Here is a 13,148-nt window from a genome sequence, read left to right as displayed (position 1 = left end):
AGTGAGGATTACGCCATGAAACGAAGCCTTACCGCCAGCTTGTTGCTACTACTCTGCACGCCAGCCCTTGCCGCTGAGATACCGGTTAATGTGCGTATGCAGAATGTGGTTAAGACATTCTCCTTGCAAACCGGTCATCGGGTTGCTGGGTTGGGGTCCTGGATATCTGGCAAGAACTATCGACCTTTTAAGTCAGATCATGACCTACGCATGCTTGTTCCTAAAGGGACCCCACCTAAAAAAGCGGCCAAAATGTGGCGGCATGCCCAAAAAACCTTACGCAACCTGATTAAAAAAGAGTTCGGTAACGATGCGGTTAAAATTCTTAATGAGACCAATTTTTACCCGCCCAATCAGCTAATGAACGGACTCAACAGTGCAGATGATGCACTGGGCCGCTTTCAACAGCTAAAATCTATGCCCAACCTGGGCTATCAAGGAAAGATCACCCCCAACACCCCCGCTAAATATTTTGAGGGGCTCTATGGTAAAGGGGCCCGACAGTGGGCTCAGCAGTATGAGCGGGAGGCAGGCAGGCTCTTTTATTCTAACAAGGGCAAGGTTGCTTTCATGGGGTCTTTGGACCAGGTGCACTTGCAGGAGGGGCTCGCCCGTTACACCCCATCTGGCATGGGTAATACCGCCGGCCAGTGGGCTGACAAGCTACTGGATGAAATACGTGGAGGGGACCCCAAAAAAATCTCCAAATACTTAAAACGTGTAAACAATGATCTAAAAAAAGCTCGAGAGCTGGCTAAGTTACCCAAAGGTAGCCGCTGGTTTGGAGAGGTTGAACGGCTTGCAGGAGAGCTGGATGATCTGGCCAAAGCTAATTTAAGCGCCGCAGACCGCTCCAAAGCCCTTGGTAAGCTCTCTTTGCGGGCGCGTACACTACATCGGCAGGCGGTACGTGAAGCGGGTATTCTTAAACATTGGGACAAAGCGTCAAAGGGCCAAAAGGTGATGCTGCACTACCTTATGGACTCGAACACCAAACAGGAGGGTTGGATCAAAAAGATGGCCAAAAATGTCCCCTGGGGACAGGTGGTCAAGGGTCTACTGACCTATGTTAATGTATTGCAAACCTCCCGTGCCCTTGGGGAAGCGGATGATGCCAGCGCCCTCTATGCCCAAGTTCCCATGCTGATCACCAGCCTGCCAGCTTCTGTTATTGCCACCATCACCGTTGAGTTTTTGGAGTCGGCCAAAGGTTTGGGTTACCGCACCATGGCCATGACCCAGGATGCCTGGGATTTACTGGATGGTATCTACAGTGCTGGAGGACGTGCAGGTAGCAGTGAAAACCGGCGGTTCTCCCTGGATGACTTGGTGCAGCTGGTCCCCAACGAAGCTCGCCTTCAAGGGCTGGTTTACTATTTGGCCCTAAAATCCACCGACCGCGGCATTGGCCAAGAGACCGGTAAATATGATGAGAAGGTGGGGCAAGAGGTCTATGCCAGGGTTTATCCCAAAATTTTAGCCGCTTGGAAGGCACGCCGGGAACAGCTTCAACAACAGATTCAGCAGCACGCTGCCGCCCCTTTTGAACACCCCATTTTATTGACCTACAGCCCTGCCCCTGCCCGGCTGGGAGCTAAGGGTGAACCTGTCACGGTACAGGTACGCTCTTCACTCTCGACCAAAACGGTCAATCGCAGCCACACCACCCTTAAAAAGCTCTATGGCAAGCTCTCAAAAAAAGCCAATCCTTGGTACAACATCTCCTATGACTGGAATAAGAAGGATGGTGGCACAAGCAAAGCCTTTACTTTTTCTCAACCCGGCACCTATCCGATCTCATTACAGATCCATGCTCGAGCTGGCATGAAAGGGATGGGAAGCCATACAGCCTGGGGATACGAGCGCAAAACAACGGCCATGGTTGAGGTGGTGGTTTTAGGGGCTGAACAGGAAAAAGATAAAGATAAAAAAGCCTCCAAAAAGCCCTCGGCACCTTCTGTACAAAAACACTCCTCGACCACCTCTACCCCACCCGCCATGGAGTGGCAACCCCATGATGGGGCAACCGCACCCTTTGAAAAAACACCTGCATCTCAGAAACCAAAGGATCCTTGCGCCCTAACCGATGCTCAGCTGGCTCGTATTGATCATAAGTTAGCCGGGATCTCCCCTTCCCGTATGGCCTCGTTGGCGATCAAAGTTTTGCCGGAGAAAAAGCGTAAAAGAGTGCTTAATTGCATCTGTCGGGTTCATTCGGGGGCATCCGGCAGTGTCAGCGTGTGGTACGACACCCAACCCGTTAACAACTCGCCATCCTGTAAAGACCTGTCCAATGGCCCCTGCGTTGCTTCGGGCTTTGGTTGTTGGCGCACCCCCTTTAAACCCGATAAAAAAGCCTTGGATCAGTGCCGCGTTAACCTAACACTGGGTCGTCAACTGTGTGAAGCTGGGAGGTAAGATCATGTTTCGTTGGCTGCTTATTCTCACTTTGACCCTTCTACCAGCACTCGCAGGTGCGGCTGACTATCGCCTTGTACTCAATCGACCCGAGCGCCTCTACCAACCGGGAGAGAAGCTACTGGTGACTTTTGAACCCGCTAGCAAACACACCAACGCCCATGCATGGGTGGGTATTGTGCCCGCTCACATTACCCACGGCTCGGCCAGCCACAATGATAAACATGATCTGAATTACCACTATGTACGCGACAAATGGCAGTTCACCTTCAACGCCCCGAAAAAAGAGGGATCCTACACCATACGCCTGAACGACCCTGCTGATCAGGATAGAGAGCAGGCCTCGGTTGCTTTTACAGTCAAAGTTAACCATGCCGTGGGTTGGCTAAAGTTAACCAAGTCGATGTATGCACCCAACGAGAAAATTCAGGTGCGTTTTCAGGGATCCGCCCTTTATCCCAACGATAGCTGGGTAGGGTTACTTCCTGCTCACATCACTCATGGCAGTACCAAGCATGCTGGCAAACATGATCTTGCCTATGAATATTTACGTCATCGAACGGCAGGTGATCTGTTCTTTACCGCCCCCAAAAAGGAGGGGAAGTATGACTTGCGCATGCTGGAAACCAGCAATGACCATGAGGTCGCCACCGTACCGTTTGTGGTACAGGTCGATAAAAAAGCCGCCTCTCTCAAGCTAAAACAGACGCACTATGAGCCCAAACAAAAGATCCAGGTCGCGTTTGGTGCGGCAACGAGTTATCCCAATGACAGTTGGGTGGGTATTTTACCCAACCATATCTCCCATGGCAGTACAAAGCTCAATGGCAAACATGATCTTGCCTATGAATATGTGCGTAAACGGCGCAGTGGTTTCATGAACTTTACCGCCCCCAAAAAAGAAGGGCGTTATGATCTACGCATGAATGAAACCAGTAATGATAAAGAGGTTGCCAGTGTCACCTTTAATGTGACCGTTAATCAGTCTGAAGCCTCTTTAAAGCCTGTTAAATCCATCTACACCCCGGGTGAGAGCATGCAGGTTCGCTACCGTGCTTCAGCTCACTACCCGAGTGACAGTTGGGTGGGCATTTTACCTGCAAACATCAGCCACGGCAGTACAGCTCATAATGGCAAATATGATCTCACCTACCAATATCTTCGAGGTAACACAGGGGGAACATTAACGTTCACTGCTCCTGTTAAAGAGGGGAAGTACGACCTGCGAATGAGTGAGACCTCCAATGATAAAGAGGTGGCAACAGCCCCGTTTAAGGTCGAGGTAGCGACCCAAGGCACAACGTTGAGTTTACCCCAAAACTGGTACCAACCCGGTGCAACCATAAAGCTGGCCTTTACAGCGTCAGCCAGTTATCCCAGCAACAGCTGGGTAGGTATTGTACCCAGCCACATCAGCCACGGCAGCACCGCCCATAATGATAAACATGATTTAAACTACAGCTATTTACGCCAAAAAACCTCAGGCTCGTTGACCTTTACCGCCCCCAAACAAGAGGGTCAATATGATTTTCGTCTCAATGAAACCAGCAATGATAAAGAGATACGCCACATCAGTTTCCTGGTATCCAAGAGCAGACCTGAGGGTGTAAAGCCCGTAGGAGCAGGCCATGCTGGACAAGCCGAAGGGACTAAAAAGGTAAAAAAAGATCACACCATCCAGGAGGATGTGGATGTATCTGATTTAATTCAAAGTATTGGAGCCATTGCCCGAGAGCCTTTAAAGGGAGCGCATCAGCCATGAGAACCGCACTTTGGATAACAATTACCCTACTCTGGCTTGCCTATACACCCAGCAGCCATGCAGGCTACCCAGATGCCATCAAAGCTTACCTCGCTAAAGATTTCAGCAAAGCTCAGGCTCTACTACTCCCTTTAGCGGATGATGGACACAGCAAAGCCCAATTTAGCCTGGGTCTACTCTATGAACGTGGTCAGGGGGTTCCTAGAGAGGCCACACTCGCTCATATGCTTTATCAGTTGGCTGAAAATGGGGGAAGTAAACGGGCGTCTAAACAGCGTCAAGCCCTTGAGCTGCAAATGAAGCCTGAAGCAATATTACAAGCTAAACAGATGGCTAGAGCGTGGAAACCAGGCGCTTTAGCGGCACTTAAAGAGAAACAGGTCATCGCGAAAATGGCTCAGGGAGGCCCCTTCCCGAGCATTCCTCTACCAACAATGTCCAGAACCCCCTACATATTTCACCAAGCCCCCACAGGCCCCCCCTTTGATGCGGCTCAGTTGGATAAAGGGGTACCCAAACCAAACAGGTCAGGCTTACCCAAAATACCTGCACATAACCAACCGATACTGGACAAGCAAATCTATACCACGCTCCCTAAGGTGAGTGATTTTTCTGGTTATGACCTCGGGAGCATCACACCAGAGCAGTTTCTTACCCAGTTTGAGGGAGAAAGAGAGCTAAACCATCAGCAACTCTACTACGACAAAGCCAACCGAACTTGGCATGAAAAAGCGGTATGGGATGCTGCCCACCAGAAACAACAAGGAGTAGAGGATAGTGCCAATAGTAACGTACCGCCTTTCCGCGGCTTTAAACGCCATGAGGGGAAAAAACGACTGACGCTACAACAAATGATAGATGGCAAAATCAATGGACCACAACTCTATTGGAAGCGTCAGGATGATCAATGGGCACTGAAAGAGATTAGTCATTATAAACAGGGGGCACGACACGGCCCTTACTTAAGCTTCCATGAGAACGGAACCTTAAAGCACCATAAAAACTACGACCAAAAGCAGACCCTTGGCTTAGCGGTAAGTTTTAACAAACAGGGGCAGCCCACGCGTGTTTCCAACTATGTACAACATACAGAAAAAAAGAACCGCACCTATCAGGATGGCTATATCTACAGCATGGATGAGAAACAAGGGTGGGTCAAAGAGGTCCGCCTACGTGAAAAGGATCGAAGTGTCAGTAGTGCTCGCTACAACAAGGCGGGATACCTTACCTCCTTGGAGCTATGGCATGGAGGTCACCAAGCAGGCTGGGTGCACTATAAAGATGGATGGTTAACCAACTACTGGCTCACCTTTGGCCAGGAACATAACAATAGAGTAGACCAGGAATATCGACATCAAAATGGCAAACAGATCTTAATAAAAGAGCGCCATAGGGTTGGCAAACTCACGCAAACATGGAGCTTTAGAAAACAAGATGGCTCACTGATCAGCCTTGAAGAGAAACAGGGGAAAAACAAGCATGGCTTAAAAGCATCTTGGAACGACAAAGGGGTTCTCACCGCACTTGAGCGTTGGATGGACGGTAAGCAGATGGGACAAAGCCTACGCTTTTCTCAAAACGGGCAGTTGGAACATCTCTGGACTTATAAGGAAGGCAAACAGTTTGGCCCCGCTATCTACATTGACCCCTATAACCAGCTCATTTCCTGGACCAATTATGGTGACAATGGTTACAGCGGACTTTCCATAAGCTATGTACCTGTTAATTATGAAATGGGCTATCGGGGAGAGAGCCACTGCAAACACCCAAAACCTCAGTGTAAACGCGTGTTGGCTGAGGTAACGACCTATAATGACCAGGGACAAAAACACGGCCCATACGTCTACTATATCAGTAGTGGAAAGCTGATCAAAAAAGTCACCTACATGAATGGTCATAAAGTTAGTGAAGAAAAGTATTAAGTTAAATCAGGCCCATTAGTGACCAATCCATTCATGAGCGATGGCGGCAATGCTTAACCCTATAACCCAAGCCAAACCCATTTTAAGCCAATAGTGCCATTTTTTTTTGGGGGGTGGCGTCGCGTGGGTCATGACGGATACTCCTTATACCTTGACAGATAGCGTACCGACATAGGTTGATCGGTGCATGTTGACCATACATATCTATTACACACCTATCCATCCTACCTTCACCACAACCTTTGCCTTAGAGCTTTCAAGAGGCTTTGTCTGTTAAACCAATGACGATCCGTTATTGCCACCTACGCCCTCTACAATGAAGCCGCAGAATTTTTGAATATTTTTTAGCTCAGAGAGATACATAAGACTCTTTTGAGCATATATGCCGTTTGGTTACCATACCCCCCAAATTTCATACATACAACACCAGTGCTTGGAGCACCCATTTTGGAAGACATCATCCATAACGGAACAACCTTAGCCCTGATCAAATTGCATTTACCTTGTCATGTTGTGAGGGGTGGGATAGTGCAGCAACTAGTTATACTGCCAACCCCATATTTTTAAAGATTTTTATCAATCATTTCCACTCAACCCGAACTCTTTAAAAAAAGCGTTCGAACATCCAGAAACGTAATCACATGATGGGTGAAGGAAGATAGCCATGGCTTATATGGCTGACCATAAAAGCCACAGGAAGCACCCGGTCACTGTTCATTGAGTGCGCCTCAGAATCGGCCTTAATGGATAAAACAGAGGGGTCATGGGGGTTTTATTGCCCCTCCTCTATCGTGTTCAAACCTAACCTCATCTGGTTAGAAAGGCCGTTCATGACGACCTTCCTCCTCGCGAGACTTCTGTTTTTTTATTCCAAGCCTCTTCTGATCAAGCCCTATAACACATTATCTACAGATCCTTTTTACTCCTCATTTTCCAAAGCCTTTACAGCAATATCCCCTCCCCTTTTTAAACGAGTTGACGGATAACAACGATCTGTAGCTTGCCGTAACACAGCCCTAAAAAAAGAGCACAAAAAAACCCCTTGATGCCAAGCATCAAGGGGTTTTTTGTATTCTGGCGGAGAGGGAGGGATTCGAACCCTCGATACCCTTACGAGTATAACACCTTAGCAGGGTGCCGCCTTCAGCCACTCGGCCACCTCTCCGTGATCGGGAATAGGCCCGTATTTAAGCCGAGCCTTAGCCTTGTGTCAAGCGCTGAAATAAAAAAAAATAATTTCTCTAAATCTCTACCCTTTTTCTCAGCAGATGTTCAAAATCAAGCTTCAGCAAACGAAACACACACGTCATTTAAGTTCACTATATTTCAACAACTTAACAAAATAAACGCATTTTGCTTCATTTTTTTCTTGCGACTGACACCCAAGCCATTGTATTAATTTGGGCCTCGTCGGGGCCTATAGCTCAGTTGGTTAGAGCGCACGCCTGATAAGCGTGAGGTCGGTGGTTCAAATCCACCTAGGCCCACCATTTTCTAAATTGCCCGTTATGGGGGTGTAGCTCAGTTGGGAGAGCACCTGCTTTGCAAGCAGGATGTCATCGGTTCGATCCCGGTCACCTCCACCATTTAGAAAATTCAAAGGCCACCTGAAAAGGTGGCCTTTTTCTATCGTTAGCTCGGATAAGAGTGTGGTTCATACCTCGCTCTTTTATAAATAGACCCATTATGGGGGTGTAGCTCAGTTGGGAGAGCACCTGCTTTGCAAGCAGGATGTCATCGGTTCGATCCCGGTCACCTCCACCATTTAAAAGTCCAAGGCCACCTGAAAAGGTGGCCTTTTTCTTTTGCATAATGTCTACACCTGAAATTTATATACGAAAATTCCACTTTCAGATTAGGTCCTGCATTCTCTACACTCATATATATTTCGCACAATATCACAATGGAACAACAACTGGACTTGGGCCCGCTTATGTATGGTACCCCTGCCCCGCTACTGATTACCAATGATGGTAACCTTAGCCAGCGCTTAAAAAAATGCCTGGGCAGTGAGACACACCCCATGAGCGTCTATGGCTGGTCTGAAGCACTTACTTTGACCGACCAAATCATGGGACTCCACGTTCTGCTACACAACCCCCCGATCTCTTTACCAGAACGATTGTTAGACTTGGCAGAAAATGCCATCGTTTTACTGGACCAACCCGATGCTGAGCTTGAATTAAATCTACATCAACATGGCTTGATCCATATTTGGAGTGGTGCTAGCCACGCAAACTTCCCTCAACTTCTTAAGCATAAGCTCTCTCAACTCGGCCTATTAAAACGCCCTTCCTCCTCCTCTCTTTACACCGATATTCCTCAATTGGTTGCAGATTTTGAGTCTGTTCAACACTCTGCTCATCTGGGTATTTGGTCTTGGGACCGACAGTCTAACCAGGTCTATTGGTCTGAGGAGACCTACACCACCTTTGGACAGTTTTCCAAACGCTACACCCCACAACCGAATAGTTTTGCGCTATTAGCTATTGAAGAAGATCGCCAAACCATCACCCAAACTTTTGAGGAAGCTTGGCAGAAACCAGGGCAAACGTTTGAGGTTGAACTACGGTTGCAAGTAGGAGACATCTGGACAAAGGTCATTAAGTGCACCATACATAGCCAAGCCCAACCAGGTCAGGCAGCCTACAGGCTGTTTGGTACCGTACAAAATATCACCATGCTGCGCAGCATGGCGGATGCACTTTCTCGTAGCGAAGAACGTTTGAATCTTGCTTTAGAAGGTGCACAGGAAGGCTTATGGGACTGGGAGATCTCTTCTGGCGCACTCTATTTTAGTGCACGTTGGGAACGCATGCTCGGTTATGATCCGGGAGAGATACCCCATACCTATGATCACTGGGTTGCCCATATCCATAAGGAAGATCTTCAACCCACCCAATGGGCCTTAGATGAACACCTTCGTGGCTTAAGCCCCCATATAGAGATTGAACACCGACTACAAACCAAAAAGGGAACCTGGGTCTGGCTGCTGACACGCGGAAAAGTTGTGAGCCGGGACCATAACCACACACCTTTGCGTGTGGTTGGCACACAGATGGATATCTCGGCACGTAAACGTGCAGAGCAAGCTTTGAAAGATGCCCATACCCAGCTTAAACAGCAGGGACAACTCTTCCGTAACTATTTTGACTGGGGCGTGGTTGGTATGGCCATCTCTACACCCGACCGGTTATGGTTACACGCCAACCCCCACCTCTGTTCTATCCTAAAGTGCCAACCCAAGGCACTCATCAACACACCGATGGATCCTTGGTTTGATGCACAACAGCGGGATCACTACTTCCTCAAACACGAACGCTTAATCCGTGACCTTTCCGACGGGTTTGAGATGGAACTTCCCTTGCGGACATCCGATGGCAAGCAAGTCGCTGTAAATCTCTCGACCCGCGCTTTACGTGACGAAACGGGGCATATTACACACTGCATCCATACCATTCAGGATCTCACGCTTCACGCCCAAGCTTTGCAACAGGTACAAGAGAGTGAAAAAAGGTTTAGAGCCATCTTTGAACATGCGGGATTAGCCGTTGCACAAGGCGATATTCATGGCCGTATTCTAAAAGCCAACAGTGCCTATGCCCGCATGCTGGACTTCAGCCCAGAAGCGTTGGTTGGACGTGATTTAGAGTCCATGACCCACCCGGATGACCTTTTGATTAACCAAAAGCTTCTCCAAGAGCTTATTGCCAAACAACGCTCCACCTACACGCTGGAAAAGCGTTTGATTTGTAAAGATGGTACAGCCATTTGGGTAGAGATGACGGTTACCGCTTTAACCAATGCCCAAGATGAGCCGGAATCCATTATTGGTATGGCCCATGACATCACAGACCGCCGTACCGCTACGGAAGCTTTAAAAGAGAGTGAGCAACGCTACCGCCAACTCTTTCAACGCAATAAAGCGGTAGAGCTTCTTATTGACCCCAGCGATGGTTCTATTGTTGATGCAAATGAAGCTGCTGAGAACTTTTATGGCTATACCCGCGACCTCCTACGCAACATGCGTATTATGCAGATTAACACCCTGACCAAAGCACAAGTTCAGGAAGAGATGCAACGGGCAGAACAGGAAAAACGTAACCACTTTCAGTTTAGGCATCGCTTAGCAAGTGGGGAAATACGCGATGTTGAAGTTCACTCTGGCCCTGTTCTTATTCAAGGACGTGAGCTGCTTTACTCGATTGTTCATGACACCACAGAGCGTCGGCGTATTGAAGAAGCTCTGGCCCATAACCGACATCAATTAGAAGCCTCACACACACGCCTATTAACCATCCTAGATGGTCTTCAATCGGTGGTTTATGTGGCAGATCCGCACACCCAGGACATTCTATACCAGAATCGTTATCTTTTTGAGATTGCAGGCAATCTCAAAGGTCAAAAAGATCACATTCTCTATATCCAGCATGACCGAAAACATATTGATGAACAGTTAAAACAGAAAGAAGAACCGCTTAATTGGGAGTATCGCAGCCCTATCAACCATCGATGGTACTCTGCCCAATCCCGTTATATTTCATGGGTCGATGGTCGTAATGTACGCTTGGAAGTTGCCACCGATATCAGTTCGCTCAAACAAAGCCAAGAGGCCCTCTTTCAAGCTAAAGAGTCTGCAGAGCGCGCCAACCGTGCTAAAAGCGATTTTCTAGCGACTATGAGCCATGATATTCGGACCCCAATGAATGCCGTTTTGGGGATGGTAGAGTTGCTCTCGGAATCAGACCTGGATGTCGAGCAGTCTCACTACCTTGAAGCCATCAGCCGGGCGGGGTCGACACTGCTCTCTTTGATTAATGATATTTTAGATCTTTCCAAAATCGAGGCAGGACAGCTCTCTTTGGAACTGGCGAACTTTCCCCTTGCAGAGCCCATTGAGCAAGTCATTAATATTCTAAGCTATCAGGCTCAAGATAAAGGACTTAAGCTACTTTCACATTCACACATCACATCCAACATCCAGGTTCGAGGAGACGCCCAACGCCTGCGTCAAATCTTACTTAACTTGGTCGGTAATGCCGTAAAATTTACCGTTCAAGGCACCGTAACCCTTACCCTCACCCAACTACAGGATGGTACTTTTCATTTCTGCATCCGCGATACGGGCCCAGGTATTGCCTCTGATCGACTGGAGACCATTTTTGATCCTTTTGTCCAGGAAGATGCACAAATTCATCGTACCTTTGGGGGGAGTGGCCTTGGTTTAAGCATTTGCCAAAAACTGGTTGCCGCTATGCAAGGGCACCTGTGGGTCGAAAGCACACTGGAGCAAGGGAGCAGCTTCTATTTTACCCTACCTCTCCCTCACGCTCTGACAACAGCAGGACCTGTTAAAGCCCATCAACACGCCCTGCAACCTCTTCGCCATAGCATTGAAGATCTGGCGGGTAAATCACTGCTGGTGGTGGATGATGCCGAAGATAACCGGAACCTTATTCGTGCTTACCTGAAAAAAAGTGGCATGTTGATCAGCATGGCAGAAAATGGCCTACAAGCCGTGGAGCTCTGTAAAAAACAGACCTTTGACCTGATCCTCATGGATATTCAAATGCCTATAATGAATGGATTACAAGCGACAACAGCCATTCGCGCCAAAGAGCAGGAACAAGCCACCCCGCCAACCCCCATTATTGCCCTCACAGCCCATGCCATGCGTGATGTACGAGATGACGCTTTAAAAGCAGGTTGTAATTTGCACCTGTCAAAACCCATTGCAAAAGCACGTTTGGTGGAAATTTTATTAAAACAGCTCTGTCACGGCCCAACCTAAATATCATACTTAACATATTTTTTACAAGAACTTACACACAACCCCATTCACACGCACAGCTCCAACCTTACCCATACATATCATCACTTAACTCCATTTCGAGAAGTGATGACACCAAACCGTCATAATGTCTCATGATTTTCATACTGTTTTTGCTTGTTCCAAGGCGGTACACCGGGTAACGTAGCGACCATTGGAGCGGCTGCGGCATCCCTATCATGGTGTCACCGTATGGGCAGCCATGGGAGCCATGTCGCATGCTCTTCAGTGTTTCCCGGTCTGGCAACCGGAGAACAGAGGGGGCCATCGTCGATCTCTACAGATCGCGGCATCAGCGTTGGAAGCATAATAATGAATAAACCTTCCCCAAATAGCTTTTCATCCTCACCGCACGCGCTATCGTCACCGATGAAACGTGAGGCCATCACCCCACTACAGAGTGGTTTGCCTGCATCCGGGGCTATGAGTCCGCTGAGCAGCCACCCTGCCATACCTGAGTACTTGGAGCAGACCTATTGGTGGGCCTATGTGCACCCTAATGCTGTCCGTTTTTTTGAACGGCAATGGCTGGTTAATCTGATCTTATGGGGTAACTTTACACGCTTACGAGATGCGGCGATTGAAGCCATGCAACCTAAGCTGGATGGCCACACCCTGCAAATTGCCTGTGTTTATGGTGATTTTACCCAACGTATTGTTAAACAGATCCCCACCGGGGGTCGCTTGGATGTGGTGGATGTCGCCCCTGTTCAGCTAAATAATTTGGAAAACAAACTGGGCACTATTCCTAACAACGTGGTGCTCTCCCAGCAGGATTCCAGCACGCTGAGCTATGACGACAATAGCTTTGATAGCGTCTTGCTCTTCTTCCTTTTACATGAACAACCTGAAGATGTTCGAGCCAAGACTGTAAAAGAGGCTTTCCGTGTGGTTAAGCCCGGTGGTAAAGTGGTGTTTGTCGATTATCATCAACCGGTAAAGCGCAACCCATTCCGCTATATTATGTGGCCGGTCCTAAAGTGGTTGGAACCCTTCGCCCTGGCTCTATGGGAGAAGGAGATCTCTTCGTGGATTCCTGATGGGCAAACCCCTTCAGCCATTCATAAAACAACCTACTTTGGCGGCTTATATCAGCGGGTGGTGTGTGACTGCTAAGCAGTCGTCCAATGCGTGCGCTTAACGGATGGATGAACGGCACCAGGGTGATTACCTGTGGTGCCGTTTTGCTTTCTGCCACCCGAAATATATGGTTAAG

General features: G+C 48.3%; 5 protein-coding genes and 4 tRNA genes. 8 read left to right on the top strand and 1 reads right to left on the bottom strand.

The genetic code is table 11. The features are described from left to right. Nucleotides 1-15: 15 nt before the first annotated feature. From V5T57_RS17120 to V5T57_RS17110, 3 genes are read left to right on the top strand one after another with little or no spacing between them, the layout of a single operon-like run. Nucleotides 16-2,418 (top strand): hypothetical protein, encoded by a 2,403-nt coding sequence (locus tag V5T57_RS17120; protein ID WP_332892471.1) that lies wholly within the window; start codon nt 16-18, stop codon nt 2,416-2,418. Nucleotides 2,419-2,422: 4 nt separating this feature from the next. Then, nucleotides 2,423-4,180, top strand: coding sequence for a hypothetical protein (locus V5T57_RS17115; RefSeq protein ID WP_332892470.1), 1,758 nt, complete (start codon nt 2,423-2,425; stop codon nt 4,178-4,180). Further along, nucleotides 4,177-6,102, top strand: coding sequence for a hypothetical protein (locus V5T57_RS17110; RefSeq protein ID WP_332892469.1), 1,926 nt, complete (start codon nt 4,177-4,179; stop codon nt 6,100-6,102). The genes V5T57_RS17115 and V5T57_RS17110 overlap by 4 nt, the downstream gene beginning before the upstream one ends. A 1,075-nt stretch (nt 6,103-7,177) precedes the next feature. On the opposite strand, the gene V5T57_RS17105 is transcribed toward V5T57_RS17110, so the two are convergent. Beyond that, nucleotides 7,178-7,267 (bottom strand) — tRNA-Ser (locus V5T57_RS17105). A 248-nt stretch (nt 7,268-7,515) separates the two neighbouring features. On the opposite strand from V5T57_RS17105, the gene V5T57_RS17100 reads away from it, so the two are divergent. The 5 genes from V5T57_RS17100 to rquA all read left to right on the top strand — a co-directional run bounded on the left by V5T57_RS17100 (nt 7,516) and on the right by rquA (nt 13,048). Then, nucleotides 7,516-7,592, top strand: a tRNA-Ile gene (locus V5T57_RS17100). 20 nt (nt 7,593-7,612) lie between these two features. Beyond that, a tRNA-Ala gene (locus V5T57_RS17095) sits at nt 7,613-7,688 on the top strand. A 102-nt stretch (nt 7,689-7,790) separates the two neighbouring features. Next, nucleotides 7,791-7,866: transfer RNA gene (locus V5T57_RS17090), tRNA-Ala, on the top strand. A 169-nt stretch (nt 7,867-8,035) separates the two neighbouring features. Continuing rightward, nucleotides 8,036-11,893 (top strand): PAS domain S-box protein, encoded by a 3,858-nt coding sequence (locus V5T57_RS17085; RefSeq protein ID WP_332892468.1) that lies wholly within the window; start codon nt 8,036-8,038, stop codon nt 11,891-11,893. Nucleotides 11,894-12,244: 351 nt separating this feature from the next. Further along, entirely contained in the window at nt 12,245-13,048 is an 804-nt protein-coding gene (rquA, locus tag V5T57_RS17080) for a rhodoquinone biosynthesis methyltransferase RquA (protein ID WP_332892467.1), read from the top strand. Nucleotides 13,049-13,148 lie beyond the last annotated feature (100 nt).

Origin of the sequence: Magnetococcus sp. PR-3, from assembly GCF_036689865.1 — a bacterium.
Taxonomy (GTDB): Bacteria; Pseudomonadota; Magnetococcia; order Magnetococcales; family Magnetococcaceae; genus Magnetococcus.
Note: the sequence above shows the minus strand (reverse complement) of the source record. Positions and strands in the feature narration are given on the sequence as shown.

Coding starts and splice junctions, on each gene's coding strand:
- V5T57_RS17120 (WP_332892471.1), top strand. CDS start 16: ATGAAACGAAGCCTTACCGCCAGCTTGTTGCTACTACTCTGCACGCCA.
- V5T57_RS17115 (WP_332892470.1), top strand. CDS start 2,423: ATGTTTCGTTGGCTGCTTATTCTCACTTTGACCCTTCTACCAGCACTC.
- V5T57_RS17110 (WP_332892469.1), top strand. CDS start 4,177: ATGAGAACCGCACTTTGGATAACAATTACCCTACTCTGGCTTGCCTAT.
- V5T57_RS17085 (WP_332892468.1), top strand. CDS start 8,036: ATGTATGGTACCCCTGCCCCGCTACTGATTACCAATGATGGTAACCTT.
- rquA (WP_332892467.1), top strand. CDS start 12,245: ATGAATAAACCTTCCCCAAATAGCTTTTCATCCTCACCGCACGCGCTA.